17 protein-coding genes are annotated in these 21,744 nt (G+C 60.5%); 11 read left to right on the top strand and 6 right to left on the bottom strand.

From position 1 onward, the window contains the following. The first annotated feature begins 21 nt into the window (after window positions 1-21). The gene (locus tag E1573_RS00235) at window positions 22-1,041 is read left to right on the top strand and encodes an AraC family transcriptional regulator (RefSeq protein WP_133209439.1); all 1,020 of its coding nucleotides are present in this window, start codon (window positions 22-24) and stop codon (window positions 1,039-1,041) included. Between the two features lie 72 nt (window positions 1,042-1,113). On the opposite strand, the gene E1573_RS00230 is transcribed toward E1573_RS00235, so the two are convergent. From E1573_RS00230 to E1573_RS00205, 6 genes are all read right to left on the bottom strand, one after another. Then, entirely contained in the window at window positions 1,114-2,121 is a 1,008-nt protein-coding gene (locus E1573_RS00230) for a YeiH family protein (RefSeq protein WP_133209437.1), read from the bottom strand. After that, window positions 2,118-2,444, bottom strand: coding sequence for a Rieske 2Fe-2S domain-containing protein (locus E1573_RS00225; protein WP_133209650.1), 327 nt, complete (start codon window positions 2,442-2,444; stop codon window positions 2,118-2,120). The genes E1573_RS00230 and E1573_RS00225 overlap by 4 nt, the downstream gene beginning before the upstream one ends. A gap of 23 nt (window positions 2,445-2,467) precedes the next feature. Beyond that, window positions 2,468-3,799, bottom strand: coding sequence for an MFS transporter (locus tag E1573_RS00220; RefSeq protein ID WP_133209435.1), 1,332 nt, complete (start codon window positions 3,797-3,799; stop codon window positions 2,468-2,470). Between the two features lie 101 nt (window positions 3,800-3,900). After that, window positions 3,901-4,953 carry a 3-keto-5-aminohexanoate cleavage protein gene (locus E1573_RS00215; RefSeq protein ID WP_133209433.1) on the bottom strand — a complete coding sequence of 351 codons (1,053 nt, stop codon included), beginning with the start codon at window positions 4,951-4,953 and terminating at the stop codon, window positions 3,901-3,903. Window positions 4,954-4,998: 45 nt separating this feature from the next. Then, the gene (locus E1573_RS00210; RefSeq protein ID WP_133209431.1) at window positions 4,999-5,847 is read right to left on the bottom strand and encodes a TauD/TfdA family dioxygenase; all 849 of its coding nucleotides are present in this window, start codon (window positions 5,845-5,847) and stop codon (window positions 4,999-5,001) included. A 14-nt stretch (window positions 5,848-5,861) separates the two neighbouring features. Beyond that, complete coding sequence (locus tag E1573_RS00205; protein ID WP_133209429.1) at window positions 5,862-6,842, bottom strand: quinone oxidoreductase; 981 nt, start codon at window positions 6,840-6,842, stop codon at window positions 5,862-5,864. 868 nt (window positions 6,843-7,710) lie between these two features. Between E1573_RS00205 and algD the strand changes: the two genes are divergently transcribed. The 10 genes from algD (at window position 7,711) to E1573_RS00155 (ending at window position 21,740) form a co-directional block, all read left to right on the top strand. Then, window positions 7,711-9,027 carry a GDP-mannose 6-dehydrogenase gene (algD, locus tag E1573_RS00200; protein WP_133209427.1) on the top strand — a complete coding sequence of 439 codons (1,317 nt, stop codon included), beginning with the start codon at window positions 7,711-7,713 and terminating at the stop codon, window positions 9,025-9,027. A 62-nt stretch (window positions 9,028-9,089) separates the two neighbouring features. Continuing rightward, the gene (alg8, locus tag E1573_RS00195) at window positions 9,090-10,580 is read left to right on the top strand and encodes a mannuronan synthase (RefSeq protein WP_177494552.1); all 1,491 of its coding nucleotides are present in this window, start codon (window positions 9,090-9,092) and stop codon (window positions 10,578-10,580) included. 37 nt (window positions 10,581-10,617) lie between these two features. Beyond that, window positions 10,618-11,784 (top strand): alginate biosynthesis protein Alg44, encoded by a 1,167-nt coding sequence (locus E1573_RS00190; protein WP_133209423.1) that lies wholly within the window; start codon window positions 10,618-10,620, stop codon window positions 11,782-11,784. A 12-nt stretch (window positions 11,785-11,796) separates the two neighbouring features. Continuing rightward, window positions 11,797-13,269 carry an alginate biosynthesis TPR repeat lipoprotein AlgK gene (gene algK, locus E1573_RS00185; protein WP_256659442.1) on the top strand — a complete coding sequence of 491 codons (1,473 nt, stop codon included), beginning with the start codon at window positions 11,797-11,799 and terminating at the stop codon, window positions 13,267-13,269. Further along, window positions 13,266-14,747 carry an alginate export family protein gene (locus E1573_RS00180; protein WP_133209421.1) on the top strand — a complete coding sequence of 494 codons (1,482 nt, stop codon included), beginning with the start codon at window positions 13,266-13,268 and terminating at the stop codon, window positions 14,745-14,747. Before algK ends, E1573_RS00180 begins: the two co-directional genes overlap by 4 nt. An 18-nt stretch (window positions 14,748-14,765) precedes the next feature. Continuing rightward, entirely contained in the window at window positions 14,766-16,331 is a 1,566-nt protein-coding gene (gene algG, locus E1573_RS00175) for a mannuronan 5-epimerase AlgG (RefSeq protein ID WP_133209419.1), read from the top strand. Window positions 16,332-16,343: 12 nt separating this feature from the next. Next, window positions 16,344-17,744, top strand: coding sequence for an alginate O-acetyltransferase (locus E1573_RS00170; protein WP_133209417.1), 1,401 nt, complete (start codon window positions 16,344-16,346; stop codon window positions 17,742-17,744). A gap of 8 nt (window positions 17,745-17,752) precedes the next feature. After that, on the top strand, window positions 17,753-18,934 hold the full coding sequence (locus tag E1573_RS00165; protein ID WP_133209415.1) for a mannuronate-specific alginate lyase: 1,182 nt from the start codon (window positions 17,753-17,755) through the stop codon (window positions 18,932-18,934). A gap of 179 nt (window positions 18,935-19,113) precedes the next feature. Beyond that, window positions 19,114-20,571: an MBOAT family protein gene (locus E1573_RS00160; protein ID WP_133209413.1), complete on the top strand. Its 1,458-nt coding sequence runs from the start codon at window positions 19,114-19,116 to the stop codon at window positions 20,569-20,571. Window positions 20,572-20,582: 11 nt separating this feature from the next. Then, window positions 20,583-21,740, top strand: a complete 1,158-nt coding sequence (locus tag E1573_RS00155; RefSeq protein ID WP_133209411.1) for an alginate O-acetyltransferase — start codon at window positions 20,583-20,585, stop codon at window positions 21,738-21,740. Window positions 21,741-21,744: the final 4 nt, after the last annotated feature.

Raw genomic sequence — 21,744 nt, 5'->3', positions numbered from 1 at the left:
TAAATAGAAGGTATGCACGACATGCCCGTTCAAGCACGAACCGCTGTACTGACCAACTACATGGATGTGGCCCATCATCTGCGGTTGAATGCGGTCACCCTGTTAGCCGAAGTAGGTTTGAGCCCTGCGCTGCTGAGCGATCCGGCGCAACGCATCCCGGCCACTGCCAGCATCATCCTGCTGGAAAAATCGGCACGTTTGAGTGGCTGTGAATCCATCGGCCTGCGCATGGCAGAGCTGCGTCAATTGGCGGATTTTGGTGAGGTAAGCCTGCTGCTCAGCCACCAGAACACGCTTCGCGACGCACTGGATGTGATCGTGCGATATCGACAAGTGATCAACGAGTCACTGGCGATCTACATTGAAGAAGCTGGCAACACGGTGATCATTCGCGAAGAGCTGGTGACCGACATGGGCACCAATAATCGCCAGTCCATCGAGTTGGCCATTGCCGTGATGCACCGCTTCTGCGCTGCGATGCTCGGCGGCCACTGGCAACCGACCAAAGTCTGCTTCTCTCACGATGCCCCGACAGACCTCTCGGTTCACCGGCGCATCTTCGGCTGCAAGGTGGAGTTCAACTGCGAGTTCAACGGCATCGTCTGCCCTGCTGCCAACCTCGACAGCGTCAACCCGCTGGCCAATGCGGCCATGGCACGCCACGCACAGCGCTACATGGATTCGATGCTCGGCAGAAATGACCGCTCGGTGGCAACCGACGTGCGCAAATCGATTTATCTGCTGCTGCCCATGGGGCGCGCGACCATTGCGCAGATCGCCCAGAGCCAGGGCATGAACGTGCGTACCCTGCAGCGCCGTCTGGACGAAGAAGGGGTCAGCTTCAGTGAGTTGATCAACAGCGTGCGTCGCGATCTGGTGATTCGCTACCTGGAAAACCCCGGCAACTCACTGGGGCGGGTCGCCGACATGCTCGGCTACTCCATGCCCAACTCGTTCACTCGGTGGTTTGTATCTCAATTCAACATGCCGCCAGCGGCCTGGCGCAGCGCGCACAACATCGTGCCACGCAAAGACAACTAACCCCCGGTAGGAGCGGGCTTGCCCCGCGATGCGATGTGACAGACAAACCGCAACCGCGGGGCAAGCCCGCTCCTACCAGGCGTGCATCAGGAGCAGCACCAGAGCGACCAGAAATACTGTCTCCCCCACCATCAACAGGATTGGTTTAATCCCTACAGAGGCCAGTTCCTTGAGCTGGGTCTTCATGCCCAGGGCGCTGATGGCAATCACCAGGCACCAACGCGACAGGTCATTGGTGAGCCCCTGCACAACCGGGGCAACCCAGCCGGTGCTGTTAAGACACGCCAGCAGCAGAAACGCCACCGCGAACCACGGCAACAACGGCGGGCGTTTTCCAGTAGGGTCGGCGCCCTGGCTGCGGGCAATCATCGCCGCACAGACAATCACCGGCACCAGCATGGCCACACGCATCAACTTGACCACCGTGGCGGTATCGCCGGTTTCCGTCGACAGGCTGTAGCCCGCTCCCACCACCTGAGCCACGTCGTGGATGGTGGCCCCGAGGAACACCCCTGCCATTGTCGGGTCCAGCTCCAGCCAGTTGGCCAGCATCGGGTAGGTAATCATGGCCAGGGTCGAGAGCGCCGACACTCCAATCACGGTAAACAGCGTGGCGCGCTCCTTCTGCGGATGCTGGGGAAAAGACGCCGCCAGTGCTAACGCCGCAGAAGCACCGCAAATCGCCGTAGCACCACCGGTCAGCATGCCGAACAAGCGCTGAAAGCCCATGGCCTTGGCCGCCACCATCGACACGCAGATGGTGACCACCACCGAGATCACCACCAGTGCCGCCGGTTTCCAGCCCAAAGCGGCGATCTGTTCAAGGGTGATGCGCATCCCCAACAAGGCCACACCGAGGCGTAACACGGTCCGTGCGGTGAACTCGATCCCGACCTTGCATTTACCATCGGCCGCGAGAAAGTTCAGTGCCATGCCCAGCAGCAGCGCGAACAACATGACCGGCGCACCGTAGTGCTCAGACAGAAAGCTTGCCGCAGCCCCCACAATCAGACACACGACCACACCCGGCAGCCGTTCCTGCACGCGGCTATGCACGCAGGCCAGCGCAATGGCACTCATACCACGGGCTCCTCGGCAGCAGTGACGATGAACACCTGACCGTCGAGGACTTCAACCGGGTAACTGGCGACCTTCACACTGTTTGAATTAAGCAAGTAACCGCTGGCCAGGTCGAAGCGCAGGCCGTGGGCGCAGCACTGGATCACACGCCCTTCCAGTTTACCGCCGCACAGCGAGGCGCCCTGATGCGGGCAACTGTCGTCGATGGCGTAGAGCTGGCCAGCGACATTGAACAGCGCCAGGCTCTTATCTTCACATTCGAACAGCGCGCGCCTGCCCTCCGACGGCACTTTCTCGGGGGGGACGGCAAGGCGCCGCGGCATGCCGTGAACACGCGAAGCCTCGGTCACGACGATACCTCCATCGCAGCTTTGGTCGGTGCCTGCACGACCACTTGCCCTTGCACACGGGCAATGTCATCGAGGTAGTGGCTACGGATGTAGAAGAACACCGCTGCCGCTGCGATGCTCATCAGCGGTACCAGCTGAAAGGCGCTGTGCAGGCCGAGCAGGTCCGATACTTTGCCGGTGACGAAAGGCCCCGGCGCCAGGCCGAGCAGGTTGTTGACCAGTGTCAGCGCCGCGAACGCAGTCGCATGCACTTTGTAGTGGGTCAGGTTGGCAATCGTGGCAATGGTCGGGCCGTTGACCCCCGTCACCATGAGCATCGCCAGGCCGATCAGGGTCAATTGCAACGGGCCCACCGACTGGATCAAGGCCAGCGACATCAACAGGCAACTGCCCAGGCAGAACACCATGCACATCTCGATTTTACGCAGCGGCGATTGTCGGCTCATGCGATCACTGAGCATGCCGCACAGTACCGCCCCACCACCGCAGCACAGTACCATGACACCAGCCAGCACACCGGCCTGGCCCTCGCCCATGCCGTAGTAGCGGTTGAAGTAACTGGGCATCCACACAATCATGCTGCCAGCAACAAAGGTCTGCAGGCCGCTGGCGACGTAAGCGGCGATCACTGAGCGGGTGCCGTACAGAGTACGCAGCGGGCGCCCGGCCACGGCTTCTGCTTTGCTCCCGAGCGCGGCAAGGCGCTGCGGGGCAATTTTCGCTTCCTTGACGATCAGCGGGAACAGCGCCGCCAGCACCAGGCCAAACAACGCCATGCTGGCGAACGACCAGCGCCAGCCGAGCTTCACGGCAATCGCACCACCGATGGAAATGCCCAGAACCGAGCCCAACATGGCACCGGCCATAAACGCACTGGCGAGCGTTGCACGCATGCTTTTGGGAAACACCGACACCACCACGGCAATGCCGACACTGCCATAGGCAGCCTCACCAACCCCGACCATGAAGCGGGCAACCAACATCTCCTGGTAATTTTCGGCCAGGGCGCAGCCCAGGGTGGCCAGGCTCCAGAGCAACGCCATCAGAGTCAGGCTTTTTACCCGCCCAAAGCGGTCGGCAAGCATCGACAGAGGAATGGTCAGCAGGCCCACCATCAGGGCCACAATACCGCTGAGCAAGCCGAGCTGACCGTCGCCCAGCGTCCACTCACTCTTGAGAATCGGGAACACGGCATTAAGTACCTGCCGTGACATGTAATCGGAAATCAGCAAGCCGAAGGTCAGCACAAACACAATCCAGGCGTAGCGCCGTGGAATGCCAATCGAAGTATCAATTTCATCGGCCACGGAGCTGGGATGAAACGCCATGCTGCCTCCTCGGTGTCGGGCACCTGTTTTGTTATTGTTCTGGTCTTGCACACGCCTGCATGGAGCGGGGGCAGAGCACTTTCGATGCCCTGCCCCTTGAATCAACCGCGTTGTGGTACGCCCTTCTGACCTTGTTTGCGGTTCGGCGCCATGCCGTTGGCCAACAGGGTTTGTTCGATGGTGTCGTACTGCACACCGATACGGTAAATGTCGCGCGCCTCTTTACCGGTGGCGATTTCACGCCCCAGCTCATGGGCAATGCGTACCGTTTGCTTGACTTGCTCTACCGACGAGAAGCGCTTGCCGTGCTGATCGATAATGGTGTCTTCATTACCGAGCCGCGGATGCAGGCCCATGGCCATGGCAATGGTGTTGAGCGGCAACACGTTCTTGAGCAGCGATTCGGCCGTCAGGGTGCAACGATCCGGTACACGGTTGATGAAGTTCATCAGGTTCATCGGGTTTGGTCCATCGAAACCGCCACCAATACCGATCCAGGTGAGGTTCAACGGCCCCTTATAGACGCCCTTGCGCACCAGACGCTCAAGGGTTTCGTAGGCTTGGATACCGACCAGCTGGAAGTGCGGCTGGATATTGCTCGCCTGCAAGCGTTTGAGGTGCTCGGCCACCCAGCCCGGGCCTGCCGGGACGGTCATTTCGCTGTAGGCGGCATGGGTGGCCGGCTCCAGCAGCGAGGTGCCTTCAATACCTTCGGGGTACAGCAACTCGGTGATGTTCATCTGAATGGTGTTGATGGCAATCGTGACCTGATCCGGTTTCGGGGTCAGATCCGCCAACATGTGCCGGGTGTCATCGGACAACCACAGGGCTTCAGCGCCCTCGCCCTCCGGGGCAAAGGAAATCGAACCGCCAACCTGGATGATCATGTCCGGTACTGCTTCACGTACACCGGCGATCAATTCATTGAACTTGGACAGGCGCTTGGAGCCTTTGCCATCCAGTTCACGCACATGCAGGTGCAACACCGTGGCACCGGCTTCGTAGCAGTCGACTGCGGCCTGGACGTGCTCATCCATGGTCAGCGGAATATCTTCCGGAAAGTCACCGGGCATCCACTGTGGCGCGTAAGGGGCGACGGTAATCACCACTTTTTCCATGTTTTCCGGGTGCAGGGAATCGTCGAGAAACTGCATGTTCATCTCCTTTTGTTGTTATTGCCTGGAATCAGGTGAGGTGGCTCAGTAGGTCTTCTCGCCAATGATCCCGGCGCGCTCCATCTTGCGATGGCAAGGCGGGTAATCCATGACGGCGTAGTGCTGGGTGCTGCGGTTGTCCCAGATCGCAATGCTGTTGGGCTTCCAGCGCCAGCGCACCTGGTACTCCGGGATGTGCGCCTGACTGACCAGATAGCGCAGCAACTCGGAGGCACCCTGGGTGTAGTCCTGGCCAAAGCGCACTCGCTCGGCGGTATGGAAGTTGGTGAAGTGAGTGGTAAAGGAATTGACGAACAGCACCTGCTCGCCGGTTTCCGGATGGGTACGCACCACCGGGTGCTCGGCATCCGGGTAGCGCGCCTTGATCGCCAGGCGCTTTTCGATCGGCATCGCCGCACCGAAAGTCGCTTCGATGCTATGGCGGGCGCGCAGCCCTTCGATTTTGGCTTTCACTTCATTCGGCAGATGCTTGTAGGCCTCGACCATATTCGCCCACATGGTGTCGCCACCCACCGGCGGGCACTCCAGGCAACGCAGCACGCAACCCATGGGCGGTGCCTCGCGCCAAGTGGCGTCGGTGTGCCAGGAGTTCTCATAACGGTCGACCGGGCTCTGCGGGTCTTTGTACACCTGCACCAGGCCTGGATAGTCCGGGTGACTGCCGACCACCGGGTGATCTTCCAGTTCGCCGAAGCGCTGGGCGAAGGCCACATGCTCGGCGCGGGTGATGTCCTGATCGCGGAGAAAAAGCACTCGATGCTTAAGCAATTGTGCGCGAATTTCGGCAAACAAGCCGTCATCATGCACAGCATCGGCCAGGTTTACCCCGGTCAGCTCAGCACCAATGCTGCAGGTCAGTTGTTCCACTTGCATAGCAGCAGACCTCACTAGATGACGAAGATCGAAGAGCCTGTGGTTTTACGCGCCTCCAGATCGCGGTGCGCCTGCACTGCGTCTTCCAGGCAGTAGTGCTGGTTGATCTCGATCTTGATCTTGCCGCTGCCGACCAGGCCGAATATTTCGCCCGCCAGGTCGGCCTTTTCTGCCGGGTCGGCGATGTAGTCCGCCAGGGCCGGACGCGTCACGAACAGCGAGCCTTTTACCGCCAGCTGTGCTGGGTTGAATGGTGCAATCGGCCCCGATGCAGTGCCGACGCAGACCATCAGGCCGCGCCGCTTGAGGGAATTGAGCGAGCCTTCGAAGGTGGTCTTGCCGACGCTATCGAACACCACATTGACGCCGACACCGTCGGTCAATTCACGCACACGTCCGGCGACGTCTTCGTGGCTGTAATTGATCACATGATCACAACCATGCGCGCGGGCAAGTTCGGCCTTGGCCTCACTGGACACCGTGCCGATGACCTTCAGGCCTTGAAGCTTGGCCCACTGCGAAACAATCAATCCGACGCCACCGGCAGCGGCGTGCAGAAGGATGCTGTCACCAGCCTTGAAGTCGTAGATCCGGCGCATCAGGTATGCCGAGGTCAGCCCGCGCATGGTCATGGCTGCGGCGGTCTCGAAGGAAATGTCTTCCGGCAGCTTGATCAAGGGTTCGGCCGGGATCAGGCGCTCGGTGCTGTAGGCGCCGAGGGTATTGGTAAAACCGGTGTAGGTAACCCGATCCCCAATCTGCACATTGCTGACACCTTCACCTACGGCCTCCACCACACCGGCCGCTTCAACGCCGATGCCATTGGGCATCGGGATCGGGTAGGTGCCATTGCGAAAGTAGGTGTCGGCGTAGTTCAGGCCGACCGCGACGTGGCGCAGGCGCACTTCGCCTGGGCCGGGATCGCCGACTTCGACTTGTTCAAAGCGCAGAACCTCAGGACCACCGGTTTCGTAAAATCGTACAACGCGGGCCATGCTTTTTTTCTCCAATCAGCGTTTTGGGTGCACTACGGCGATAACGTTGACTGGACTGTAAGCTGCAGGATTCGGGGGTGCGTCTCATCGGACGACACCGTCGGAACATTTCGTGACAGGTAGGAGCGGGCTTGCCCCGCGAGGCGATGTGACAGACAAACTGCAATCGCGGGGCAAGCCCGCTCCTACCGATGGCATGTCACGATAATGACGCCAATTTATCGGCGCCGAAATTCAATTATTTTGAAAAAAAACGAAAAATAATTTCAGTACTGGCAAAAAAACATCCCGCCCCGCGTTCGTCCTTTATATACAGGGACGAAACCAACAAGTGCTATCAAAGTGGAAGTAATGGCACTTGAAGAAATAGTTAGAAAACTTTCATTTTCAGCGAACCCCCTCTGGAACTTATCCCCTCGCGCATCGCTCATACCACCCGTAACGATTCTCGCACTGGGTGTGAGAGATGACTTACAAAACAGTTGTCGATGCACTATCGGTGAGCATCACAACAATTAAAACGCGAAAGCCGATATCTGCGCTTTCGATCAAGACCAGGAGATCCGCGCCCTACAAATCGTCCTAGTGGTTGATTTCAAAGGATTTAATTCACTTGAAAGAACAAGCACTGCAGTCTCGGAGCGCCGAACTGCAATAAAGACGGCTGCATTTCAGGGCACGTCCATTACTTTGGCCATTGGTTGCCAACTTTGAGTGCGAACTACCTTTGCACTCCCTATTTATATGCCTGCGAACGATGAAGTGACATCTTTTTGCCACAACTTCGCTCGCCCGTAAATTGCTGGTTAATCAACCCGGTCTGGCTCTGTTAGTTGAGCCGGCATGATAAACACATGAGGTGATAGCGATGCGTATCAGCATCTTTGGTTTGGGTTATGTAGGTGCAGTCTGTGCTGGCTGCCTGTCCGCACGGGGTCATGAAGTGATTGGCGTGGATGTTTCCAAGACCAAGATCGACCTGATCAACCAGGGCAAATCGCCAATTGTCGAACCCGGGCTTGAAGCACTGTTGCAGCAAGGCATCAACACCGGCCGCCTGCGTGGCACCACTGATTTTGCCGCGGCCATCCGTGACAGCGAGCTGTCGATGATCTGCGTGGGTACGCCGAGCAAAAAGAACGGTGACCTGGGCCTGGAATACATCGAATCGGTGTGCCGTGAAATCGGTTATGTGTTGCGTGAAAAATCCAGCCGCCACACCATCGTGGTGCGCAGCACCGTGCTGCCAGGCACCGTGAAAAACGTGGTGATCCCGATTCTGGAAGACTGCTCGGGGAAAAAGGCCGGTGTCGATTTCGGCGTTGCGGTCAACCCGGAATTCCTGCGTGAAAGCACCGCGATCAATGACTACGACCAGCCACCGATGACCGTCATCGGTGAACTGGACAAAGCCAGCGGCGACGTTCTGCAGGCCCTGTACGAAGAACTCGATGCACCGATCATCCGCAAAGCCATCGAAGTGGCCGAGATGATCAAGTACACCTGTAACGTCTGGCACGCTGCGAAAGTGACCTTCGCCAACGAGATCGGCAACATCGCCAAAGCCGTTGGTGTCGATGGCCGCGAAGTGATGGACGTAGTCTGCCAGGACAAAACCCTCAACCTGTCGCAGTACTACATGCGCCCAGGCTTTGCCTTCGGCGGCTCGTGCCTGCCCAAAGACGTACGCGCCCTGACCTATCGGGCCAGCAGCCTGGATGTACGGGCGCCGCTGCTCAACTCGCTGATGACCAGCAACGAATCGCAGGTGCAAAACGCCTTCGACATCATCGAAAGCCACGACAAGCGCAAAGTCGCCCTGCTCGGCCTGAGCTTCAAGGCCGGCACCGACGACTTGCGTGAAAGCCCGCTGGTAGAACTGGCCGAGCGCCTGATCGGCAAAGGCTACGAGCTGAACATCTACGACAGCAACGTTGAGTACGCCCGTGTGCATGGGGCGAACAAAGACTACATCGAGTCGAAGATCCCTCACGTGTCGTCGCTGCTCAACGCCGACTTCGATCAGGTCATCCACCACGCCGACGTGATCGTACTGGGCAACCGCGACGAGAAGTTCCGCGCCCTGGCTCAGCAGGCACCTGAAGGCAAGCAGGTCATCGACCTGGTCGGTTTCATGAGCAAAACCAGCTCCCCGACCACCCGCACCGAAGGGATCTGCTGGTAACCCGGCAGATTGCGCAGGGCCTTCGGGCCCTGCACACCCCTGACTCTATTCCCTGGATACGGATGCACAACATGCAAAGGCTCAAGCACGGCCTGCTGCAGGTCGCCGGTTGGCTGTTCTACGTGAGCCTGCTCATGCTGATCGCCCTGGCCTTGCCCAACTCCATTTTCGACCCCGAATCGAAGGATTTCATTTTCCTCGTCGGCGCGGTCGGTATTTGGCGTTACTCCATGGGTGCCACCCACTTCGTGCGCGGCATGCTGTTCCTCTACGTGGTCTACCCGATGCTGCGCCGCAAAGTGCGCAAGCTGGGCAGCGCCGCCGATCCGTCCCATGTTTATCTGATGGTCACCAGTTTTCGTATCGACGCACTGACCACCGCTCAGGTTTACAGCTCGGTAATCCGTGAGGCCATCGACTGCGGTTACCCAACCACCGTGGTCTGCTCGTTGGTGGAAATGTCCGACGAGTTGCTGGTGAAAAGCCTTTGGGAAAAATTCAATCCGCCAGACCGCGTCACCCTGGACTTCGTGCGTATCGCCGGTACCGGCAAGCGTGACGGCCTGGCTTATGGTTTCCGCGCCATCTCCCGCCACTTGCCGGATGAGAACGCCGTAGTCGCGGTGATCGACGGTGACACCGTGCTCGGTGAAGGCGTGGTACGCAAGACCGTGCCTTGGTTCAAGCTGTTCGCCAACGTCGGCGGCCTGACCACCAACGAATTCTGCGAAGTACGTGGCGGCTACATCATGAGCGAATGGCACAAGCTGCGCTTCGCCCAACGCCACATCAACATGTGCTCGATGGCACTGTCCAAGCGCGTGCTGACCATGACCGGGCGCATGTCGGTGTTCCGCGCCGCCGTGGTCACCAACCCCGAGTTCATTGCCGACGTCGAGAACGACTCGCTGCAGCACTGGCGCCTGGGGCGTTTCAAGTTCCTCACCGGCGACGACAAGTCGAGCTGGTTCAGCCTGATGCGCCTGGGCTACGACACCTTCTACGTGCCCGATGCGGCGATCAATACGGTCGAGCACCCGCCGGAAAAAAGCTTCATCAAAGCCAGCCGCAAGCTGATGTACCGCTGGTACGGCAACAACCTGCGGCAGAACTCGCGGGCCTTGGGCCTGGGTATTCGTCGCTTGGGGCTGTTCACCAGCGTGGTGTTGTTCGACCAGCGCGTGTCGATGTGGACCAGCCTGCTGGGCCTGACCGTGGCGGTGATCGCGAGCCTGAAATTCGGCCTCGGCTTCCTGCTGGTGTACCTGCTGTGGATCGGCATCACCCGCCTGATCCTGACCTTCATGCTGCTGTGCTCGGGGCACAACATTGGCCCGGCCTACCCGCTAATTCTTTATTACAACCAGATCGTCGGCGCGATCATGAAGATCTACGTGTTCTTCCGCCTCGACAAGCAGTCCTGGACCCGCCAGCCCACTGCACTCAAACGCGACCTCGCCAGCTTTCAACAATGGTTCAACACCTGGTCCTCCCGGACCATGACCTTCTCGGCGGCCAGCATCTTCATTGCTGTGCTGTTCATGGTCGTGTGAGCCGGAACCCGATTGGATTAAACAGGAACAAATCGCCATGAATACCGCCGTGAACGTCAATGTCGTGCATGAGTCAGAAGCCCAGCGCCAGCACGCCCGGGTGCGTATCCCAGCCAAACTGCGCTACCTGGGAAGCAACCGCGAAACCCTGGAAGTAAAGGTCGACGACCTGTCTGCCGGCGGCCTGAGTTTTCATGCCAAGCACCCGCTGAGAGTCGGCGAGGTGCTACGCGGCCGCTTGCAGTTCACCGTCGACAAACTCGGCCTGGCCATGGACATCGAGTTCCAGGTCCGCTCCTTCGATACCAGCAACGGGCGTACCGGTGTGCAGTTCCAGAACCTGGAGCCGCGCGACATCGCCACCCTGCGCCACATCATCACCTCGCACTTGTCGGGTGAACTGATCACCATCGGCGACGTACTGAGTACCCTGCAACGCGACAACTTCACCAAGGCACGCAAGCAGAAAGACGCCGGTGCGGGCATGAGTGCCCTCGGCCGTCTGCGCGCGGTGACCTTCAGCCTCGGCGTATTCGTGGTCGGCGTAGCGGCGTTCGGCTTTATCGCCAAATCGGTGTACGGCGTGTACTTCGTCAGCCATGCCCAGGCCGGCGTGGTCAGCGTGCCGACCACCAACGTCACCATGCCCCGCGACGGCACCGTGCAAAGCCTGGTCGAAGACGCAGGTCACGTGGTCAAAGGCGCGCCGCTGGCTTCGTTCAGCACCAGCATGCTCGACATGCTCAAAGGTCACCTGGACGATCAACAGCTTGAACCGAGCAAAGTCGAAGAACTGTTCGGCAAGCAAATGAGCGGTACCCTGACCAGCCCGTGCGATTGTGTGGTTGCCCGCCAACTGGTGGATGACGGCCAGTACGCCAGCAAAGGCCAGGTGATCTTCCAACTGATCCCGCGCACCGCCAACCCAACCATCGAAGCACGCTTCAGCTACCGCCAGTTCGACGACGTCAAGCCGGGTACTCAGGTCAACTTCCAGATTGCCGGCGACGATGAATGGCGCACTGGCGAGATCGTCAGCAGCACCAGCTTGAACAGCGAAGACCTGTCGTCGGACATTCGTGTGCAGATCAAACCGCAAGGTGCGTTGCCCGCTGAACTGGTTGGCCGCCCGGTCGCAGTAGACAGCGATAGCGGCCCGTCGCTGGACTGGCTGATCGACAAAGCCGTGGCCCGTGGGCTCTAAGAGGACAAGCCCATGACCATCACCTTCCCCCCTGTAGGAGCGGGCTTGCCCCGCGATAACTCCAGCAGCCTTGGAATACAGATCGCGGGGCAAGCCCGCTCCTACCTGTGCCTCGCACTGGCCATCAGCCTGGCCGGTTGCGCCGGGCTGCCCGACCAGCGTCTGGCTAACGAAGCACTCAAGCGCGGCGACACCGCGCTGGCCGAACAGAACTACCGGCAACTGGCCGACCTCGGTTACAGCGAAGCCCAAGTAGGCCTGGCCGATATCCAGGTGCAAACCCAGGACCCGGCCAAGCTCAAGGAAGCCGAAGCTACCTACCGCGCCGCCGCCGATATCTCGCCGCGGGCCCAGGCACGCCTTGGCCGCCTGCTCGCCGCCAAGCCGGACGCCACACAGGCCGAACGCCAGGAAGCCGAAACCCTGCTGAAAAAAGCCTTCGCCAATGGCGAGGGCAATACCCTGATTCCACTGGCCATGCTCTACCTGCAATACCCACAAAGTTTCCCGAGCACCAATGCGCAGCAGCAGATCGATCAGTGGCGCGCCGCCGGTTACCCGGAAGCGGGCCTGGCGCAGATCCTGCTGTACCGCACGCAGAACACCTACGACCAGCACCTGGCCGAGGTCGAGCGAATCTGCAAGGCGGCCCTGAACAGCACCGATATCTGCTACGTCGAGCTGGCCAGCGTGTACCAGAAGCGCGGCCAGACAGAGCAACAGGCCGCACTGCTGGCGCAGATGAACAGTGCCTACCAACGCGGCGCGATCCCGGCCACGCGGGTCGACAGTGTGGCCCGCGTGCTGGCTGACCGCACGCTGGGCCAGACCGACGAAAAAACCGCCCAAGCCCTGCTCGAACAAATTGCACCTGCCAATCCCGGCTCCTGGGTCAGCCTCGCGCAACTGCTTTATGACTTCCCCGAATTGGGCGACACCGACAAGTTGATGGACTACATCGACAAGGGCCGCAGCGCGCAACAGCCACGCGCCGAGCTGCTGCTGGGTCGTCTGTACTACGAAGGCAAAACCGTGCCAGCCGATGCGCAAAAGGCCGAAACCCACCTTCTCAGTGCTGCCGACGCTGGCGAAATCAGCGCCCATTACTACCTGGGGCAGCTTTATCGCCGTGGCTACCTGGGCACAGTCGAGCCACAGAAGGCCGTCGATCACCTGTTGACCGCTGCCCGTGGCGGTCAACTCAGCGCCGACTACGCCCTGGCGCAATTGTTCAGCGAAGGCCACGGCATTCGCCAAGACCTGGTCAACGCCTGGGTGTTCAGCCAACTGGCACAAGCCAACTCCAGCGATCAATCGCGTGAACTGGCCGCCCAGCTCGACCAGCAACTTTCCCCAGCGCAAAAGGCCCAAGGCCAGCGCCTGCTGCAACAGGAGCGCCAGGCCCGTGGCGCCCTCGGCCAAGGCGCAGACGCCCTGGCCTTGCAGGCTGTGCAAGCACCCGATCAAGGCGAGGACTCCCTATGACACTCAATCCGTGGATGAAAGCCGGCCTGGGCCTTGGCTTCGCCCTGCTCTGGTCGTGCCCGACCCTGGCGGCTATGACTGCTGAAAAGAACTTCGGCCTCGATGTGAAGATCACCGGCCAATCCGAAGACGACCGCGACCTGGGCACTCGCTCTGGCGGTGACGTCAACGGCCTGGGCCTGGACCTGCGCCCCTGGGTCTACGGTGAACGCGGCAACTGGAGCGCCTTTGCCATGGGCCAGGCGGTGACCGCCACCGACATCATCGAAACCGATACCCTGCGCCAATCCGGCGACGAAGCCGAAACCGACAACGGCAGTGCCGATGGCCGTGAAGCAGACAAAAGCTACCTGGCTATGCGTGAGTTCTGGGTCGGTTACAGCGGCCTGACCGCCTACCCCGGCGAGCAACTGCGCTTCGGCCGCCAGCGCCTGCGCAATGACGACGGCATGTGGCGCGACACCAACATCGAAGCCTTGAACTGGACCTTCGACACCACCTTGCTGCGTGCCAACCTTGGCGTCGCCGAGCGCTTCAGTGAATACCGTACCGACCTCACCGAGCTGGCCCCGGAAGACAAGGATCGCCTGCACGTGTACGGCGACATCGCCACGCAATGGACGCCCGGCCACTGGGTTGGCCTGCGCGCGCACCACACCCACGACGACGGCAAGCTGAAAAACCCTGGCGAAACCGTCGATGAGCTGGACAAGACCCGCACCGGCGACCTGACCTGGCTCGGCCTTGAAGCCAACAGCGACGCCTACAACTGGCGCAACCAGAACCGCGTCAACTACTGGGGCAGCGTGACCTGGCTGAGCGGTGATCGCGACAGCCTCAACACCACCACCGTCAACGGCGAACAAGTGGCCACAGGCAAACAAAGTGGCGACGTCAACGCCTGGGCCACCGACCTCGGCATCCGCCTGCGCCTGGACCCGAACTGGCAAGTCGGTGCGGCCTACGCCCGCGGTAGCGGCGGCGGTGGCAGCGATGGCTCCAGTAACTACGAGCAAACCGGGTTGGAGAGCAACCGTTCGAACTTCACCGGCACCCGCTCGCGTGTGCACCGTTTCGGCGAAGCGTTCCGCGGCGAGCTGGGCAACCTCCAGGCCGCCACCTTGTTCACCTCCTGGCAACTACGCGACGACTACGACGCCAGCCTGATCTACCACAAGTTCTGGCGTGTCGATGGCGACCAGAACATCGGCAGCAGCGGTATCAACGCCGTGGTCGAGGACAACGGCATCAACCGTCCGCTGATTCAGGGCGAGAAAGACCTCGGCCAGGAAATGGACGTGGTGGTCACCAAGTACTTCAAACAAGGCCTGTTGCCGGCGTCGTTGAGCCAGTCGGTCGATGAACCGTCGGCCCTGGTGCGTCTGCGTGCCGGTGTATTCAAGCCGGGTGACGCCTATGGCAAAGACACCGACTCGTACATGCATCGCGCCTTCGTCGACGTGGTCTGGCGATTCTGATGCCGGGAGTGCACTGATATGAGCCTTCAATCCAACACCTTGCAGCGCGTGCTGGCCGGCACCTTACTCCTGGCCAGCAGCATCGCCCTGGCTAACGCCCAGGCGGCTGCCCCGGTCGCCAAAGGGCTGCAGCAGGCCAAGACCTACACCGTCAGCAGTGCGCCGATCGAACCGCTGCAGATTCCCGCGCCGACCCTGCCCGACCTGTCTGGCTACACCGCCGAGGCGGTGCAGAAGAAGATCCAGCGGGCCCACAAGGGCAAGGTCTCGGTGCGGCGGATGCTCCAGGAAAACGCGCTCAAGGAATTCATCGGCGGCGACAACAAGATGGCCGAGTGGGTGGCACGTCAGCACGGTATTCCGCAGGCGATCTTCATCGATGACGGCCATGTCGATTTCACCGAGCTGAGCAAACGGGTACCCAAACAGTACCTGAGCGAAACAGCACCCGGTGTGTACCTGGCGCGCCTGCCGATCGTGGTCGGTGCCAAAGGGGTGCTGGAGATCGACGCCAAGGTCAAAGAGCTGCGCCTATCGCAGGAAGGCGGCTCGTTCATGGTCAACGACGGCAAGCTGTTTGTCACCGACACCAAGGTGACGGGCTGGCGCGAAAAGGACAACGGCCCGGCCAGCTTCCGTTCGCCCAACGAGTTCCGCCCGTTCCTGCTGTCGTGGGGCGGTACCGAGACTTACATCGTCAACAGCCAGATGGCCAGCTTCGGCTACGCCAAGAGTAAATCCTATGGTGTGAGTATTTCCCAGTACACACCGAACATGGCCAAACAGATGGGCCGCCCGGAGCCGACCGGCTGGATCATCGGTTCCGAGTTCAGTGACATGTGGTACGGCTTCTACTGCTACGAAACCAGTGACTTCGTGGTGAAAGACAGCACCTACCGCGACAACATCGTCTACGGCATCGACCCGCACGACCGTTCGCACCGGCTGATTATTGCTGGCAATACCGTCTATGGGACGAAAAAGAAGCACGGGATCATTATTTCCCGTGAGGTCAACGACAGCTGGATCATCAACAACAAGAGCTATGACAACAAGCTCTCGGGCGTGGTGATCGACCGTAACAGCGTCAACAACCTGATCGCCTACAACGAGATCTACCGCAACCACACCGACGGCATCACCCTGTACGAAAGCGGCGACAACCTGATCTGGGGTAACAAGGTCATCAACAACCGTCGCCACGGCATTCGCGTGCGCAACAGCGTGAACATCCGCCTGTACGAAAACGTCGCCATGGCCAACGGCCTGGTGGGTGTGTACGGGCACATTAAAGACCTCTCCGACACTGACCGCGACATCGCCCTCGACCCGTTCGACACCAAGGTTTCGCTGATCGTTGTCGGTGGCGAGCTGGCGGCCAACCGCAGTGGCCCGCTGTCGATTGACTCACCGTTGAGCGTGGAACTGTACCGGGTCTCGATGCTGGCCCCGAGCAAGGCCAGCGGTATCAGTTTTTCCGGTGTACTGGGCGAGCGTCAGGACGAAATCCTCGACCTGATGGTGCGCCAGCAGAAAGCCGTATTGATCGACCCGGTCGAACGCCAGACCGAAATGGCGGATTGAGGAAGCCACGACATGACCCCACACCTGATGAAACTGCTGGGCCTGAGTGCGGCCTTACTGGCAATCAGCAACGGCGCGAAAGCTGAAGCTGTGCAGGCACCAACCTTCAGCGCCGCGCCGTGCTGCCAGTTGTGCCCCGAAGCGCATGACGCCAGCCGCTACACCACCCGCTATCAGCAGAACTTCACCACCCTGGTTCAGGCACAAGGCGACTGGCTGTTCCGTACCCGCGAAGACCTGCGTACCGAATTCCAGACCACCCCAGCCGGCTACAAACGCCTGCAGCAGTTGCACGATGCGTTCCAGGCGCGCGGCATCGAACTGGTGGTGGTGTACCAGCCCACCCGTGGCCTGGTGAACCGCAACATGCTCAACCCCGCCGAGAAAGCGGCGTTCAACTACGAGAAAGCCCTGGGCAACTATCAGGCGATGCTCGCTCGCTTCAGCAAGATGGGCTACAACGTCCCTGACCTGTCGCCGCTGACCAACGAGCAACTGGCGGCGGCCGACCAGGGCAAAGATTTCTACTTCCGCGGCGACCAGCACTGGACGCCATATGGTGCCGAGCGCGCCGCGAAAATCGTCGCCGACACCGTGCATGACATGCCAGCGTTCAGCGACATTCCCCGGCGCGAATTCGAAAGCCACAAGTCTGGGCGCATGGGCAAGACCGGCACCCTGCACAACGTTGCCGGGCAACTGTGCGGCACCAGTTATGCGGTGCAGTACATGGACCAGTTCGTCACCGAGCCCAAAGGCGAAAGTGGCAGCGACGACCTGTTCGGCGATTCCGGCAACCCGCAGATCACCCTGGTCGGCACCAGCCACAGCGGCAAGAACTACAACTTCTCGGGCTTCCTCGAACAGTACATTGGCGCCGACGTGCTCAACGTCGCCTTCCCCGGCGGCGGCCTTGAGGGCTCGATGATCCAGTACCTGGGCAGCGAGGAATTCAAGAACAACCCGCCGAAGATTCTGATCTGGGAGTTCTCGCCCCTTTATCGCCTTGACCAGGAAACCATCTGGCGCCAAATGCTCGCCCTGCTCGACAACGGTTGCGAAGGCAAACCGGCGCTAATGCACGCCAAAACCGCGCTCAAACCAGGCAAGAACGAGCTGATGGTCAACGGCAAGGGTGGCGTGATCAAAGACCTGACCAACAACCGTCACCAACTGGACATCAAGTTTGAAGACACCTCGGTCAAGGTCCTGCAGGCCACGCTGTGGTACCTGAACGGCCGCCACGAAGACGTGAAGATCGAAAAACCTGAGACCTCCGACACCGATGGTCGCTTCGCCTTCCAGTTGCGCGAAGACGAAGACTGGGCCAGCCAGACCCTGCTCGCCGTAGAAGTCCAGGGCCCGGAAAGCGGCACCCAGAACGTCGAAGCCACACTGTGCAAACGAAAGTGAGCCAATTTATGAACAACCCCATCAAATCCCCTGTGGGAGCGGGCTTGCCCCGCGATGCTATTTCACCGACACACCGCCATCGCGGGGCAAGCCCGCTCCCACAGCAAGCCCGCTCCTACCGGGCGTTGGTGCTTGCTCTGGCCCTGTTCGGCCCGGCAGCACACGCCGCTGGCCTGGTCCCCCCGCAGGGCTACTACGCTGGCATCGAAAAACTCAAAACCGGCCCGAGCAACTACACCTGTGAAGCCACGCCCAAGCCTTACACCGGCAAGCTGCAATTTCGCAGCAAGTACGAAGGCTCGGACAGTGCCCGCGCCACGCTGAACAAGGCGTCGGAGCAAGCCTTCCGCGACTCCACCGCCAGCATCACCGCACTGGAACGCGGGGTCAGCAAGCAGGTGATGCAGTACATGCGCGACGGTCGCCCGCAGCAACTCGATTGCACCCTGAAATGGCTGAGTACCTGGGCCCGCGCCGATGCGTTGATGTCGACGGACTACAACCACACCGGCAAGTCCATGCGCAAATGGGCGCTGGGTAGCCTCAGCGGCTCGTGGCTGCACCTGAAGTTCTCCAACTCCCAACCTTTGGCTGCGCACCAGCAAGAAGCCGAGCTGATCGAGAAATGGTTCGCGCGCCTGGCCGATCAGGTGGTCAAGGACTGGAGCGACCTGCCTCTGGAAAAAATCAACAACCACTCCTACTGGGCCGCCTGGTCGGTGATGGCTACCGCCGTCGCCACCGACCGCCGCGACCTGTTCGACTGGTCGGTGAAGGAGTACCGGGTAGCGGCCAATCAGGTCGATGCCCAAGGCTTTTTGCCCAACGAGCTCAAGCGTAAGCAACGCGCCCTTGCCTACCACAACTATGCCCTGCCGCCGCTGGCGATGATCGCCAGCTTCGCCCAGGCCAATGGCGTCGATGTACGCCCCGAAAACAATGGCGCACTGAAACGCCTGGGCGAGCGAGTGCTGTCGGGTGCCAAAGATCCAAGCGCTTTCAAAGCCAAGAACGGCGAAAAGCAGAACATGAGCGACCTGAAAGTCGAGAGCAAATACGCCTGGCTCGAACCCTGGTGCAGCCTCTACCGCTGCAGCGCCGATGCACTAGAGAAAAAGCACGACATGCAGCCGTTCAGAAACTTCCGCCTGGGCGGCGACCTGACCCGGGTTTACGAACCGAAAAAATGAAGACTCGCTGTCGGTAGGAGCGGGCTTGCCCCGCGATTGCGGTGTGTCAGCGAAATCGCATCGCGGGGCAAGCCCGCTCCCACCGACAGCAATAGATGCAATGGTTTCCCCCGGTGATGGTTCACGGGGGGTTTGGGGGGCTGCTGCCCCGATATGGATAACGACAAGGAGAGATCGGGATGGTGTTTTCGTCCAATGTGTTCCTGTTCCTGTTCCTGCCGATCTTTCTCGGCTTGTACTACTTGAGCGGGCAACGCTATCGCAACGCGCTGTTGCTGCTGGCCAGCTACCTGTTCTACGCCTGGTGGCGGGTGGACTTCCTGGCACTGTTCGCCGGGGTCACCCTGTGGAACTACTGGATCGGCCTGAAAGTCGGCGCGGCGGGTGTGCGCACTAAATCGGCGCAGCGCTGGCTGTTGCTCGGCGTAGCTGTCGATCTGTGCATCCTCGGCTACTTCAAGTACGCCAACTTCGGGGTCGACAGCCTCAACGCGATCATGACCTCGTTCGGTCTTGAGCCGTTCATCCTGACGCATGTACTGCTGCCGATCGGTATCTCGTTCTACATCTTCGAGTCGATCAGCTACATCATCGACGTGTACCGCGGCGACACCCCGGCCACGCGCAACCTGATCGACTTTGCCGCGTTCGTGGCGATTTTCCCGCACCTGATCGCCGGGCCCGTGCTGCGCTTTCGTGACCTGGCCGACCAGTTCAACCACCGCACCCACACCCTCGATAAGTTTTCCGAGGGCTGCACGCGGTTCATGCAGGGCTTCATCAAAAAGGTCTTCATCGCCGACACCCTGGCGGTGGTCGCCGACCATTGCTTCGCCTTGCAGAACCCGACCACCGGCGACGCCTGGTTGGGCGCTCTGGCCTATACCGCGCAGCTGTATTTCGACTTCTCCGGCTACAGCGACATGGCCATCGGTCTGGGCCTGATGATGGGCTTCCGCTTCATGGAAAACTTCAAGCAGCCCTACATCAGCCAGTCGATCACCGAGTTCTGGCGGCGCTGGCACATCAGCCTGTCGACCTGGCTGCGCGATTACCTGTACATCACCCTGGGCGGCAACCGCAAAGGCACCTTCAATACCTACCGCAATCTGTTCCTGACCATGTTGCTGGGCGGCCTGTGGCACGGCGCCAACTTCACTTACATCATCTGGGGCGCCTGGCATGGCATGTGGCTGGCCATCGAGCGCGCACTGGGCCTGGACACCAACCCACAGCGGTTCAACCCAATCAAATGGGCCTTCACCTTCCTGCTGGTGGTGATCGGCTGGGTGATCTTCCGCGCCGAGAACCTCGATGTGGCCGCACGCATGTACGGCGCGATGTTCAGCTTCAGTGACTGGCAGTTGTCGGAACTCAACCGCGCCAACCTCACCGGCCTGCAAGTCGCCACCCTGCTGGTGGCCTACGCGACCCTGGCGTTCTTCGGCCTGCGCGACTTCTACCGCAACGCCAAGCCTGCGCCCAAGGCGCAGCCGGTGGCAGTGCATGCCGACGGCAGCCTGAGCCTGGACTGGGGGCTGTACGCCACCCGCGCCCTGGTGCTGCTGTTGTTCGTCGCCTCGATCCTCAAGCTTTCGGCACAAAGCTACTCGCCGTTTCTCTACTTCCAGTTCTGAGTGAGCCGACCATGACCCGATCATTACGCAAACTCTATTCGGTGCTCTTCCTCATCTTGCTGCTGGCCCTTGGTGTGTGGTCGCTGGGAGGCTTGAGCAGCTTCCAGCGCACCGCGCAGATGACTGTGCTCGACGGCAAGCTGGCGAAAGCGGCCGAAACCCACTACGACGACCAGTTCCCGCTCAAACGCATCGGCACCAACCTCTGGGCGGCGCTGGACTTCAAGCTGTTCAACGAAGGCCGCCCCGGCGTGGTACTGGGCCGCGAAAACTGGTTATTCAGTGACGAGGAGTTCAAACCGGTCGCCAACAGCGATCAGTTCGAACAGGAAAACCTCGCCCTGATCCGTGGTGTGCGCGACACCCTGCAGCAGCGCGGTGTACAGCTGGTGCTGGCGATCATCCCTGCCAAGGCGCGCTTGTACAGCGAGTACCTGGGCGAACAGACCCCGGCCAGCCTGCACGACGACCTGTACAACGAGTTCCATGCCCAGGCCCGTCAGGCCGGCGTGTTTGCCCCTGACCTGCTGGCGCCGCTGACGACCGCCAAAGTCCGCGGCCAGGTGTTCCTGCGCACCGACACCCACTGGACGCCCATGGGCGCCGAAGTCGCTGCACAACACCTGGCCGAAGCCGTCAGCCGCCAGAACCTGCTCAGCGGTGAGCCACAGCCGTTCATTACCGAACAGCGCCAAAGCACACAGTACAAAGGCGACCTGACCAACTTCCTGCCGCTCGATCCGCTGTTCAGCAACCTGTTGCCGCCACCGGACACCCTGCAGGCACGCACGACCCGCCCGGCGCAGGCTGCAAGCGAGAACGCTGACGCACTGTTTGCCGACAACGAAATCCCGGTGGCGCTGGTGGGTACCAGCTACAGCGCCAACCCCAACTGGAACTTCCTCGGCGCCTTGCAGCAGGCACTGCGCAGTGACGTGGTCAATTACGCCGAAGACGGCCATGGCCCGCTGCTGCCGATGCTCAAGTACCTGCAAAGCGCCGCTTTCAAAGACAGCGCGCCACAAGTGCTGATCTGGGAGTTCCCGGAACGCTATCTGCCAATGAAGAACGACCTCAGCGACTTCGATCCGCAGTGGATCGCCCAGCTGAAGAAAACCCGTAATGCCAATCACGATCTGGCCCTGTCGTCCAACCGGACGGAACACTGAGAGG

The sequence above is a fragment of the Pseudomonas sp. H9 genome (genome assembly GCF_004353925.1).
Taxonomy (GTDB): domain Bacteria; phylum Pseudomonadota; class Gammaproteobacteria; order Pseudomonadales; family Pseudomonadaceae; genus Aquipseudomonas.
The sequence above is the reverse complement of the archived record's forward strand: the minus strand, read 5'-3'. Positions and strand labels throughout refer to the sequence as shown.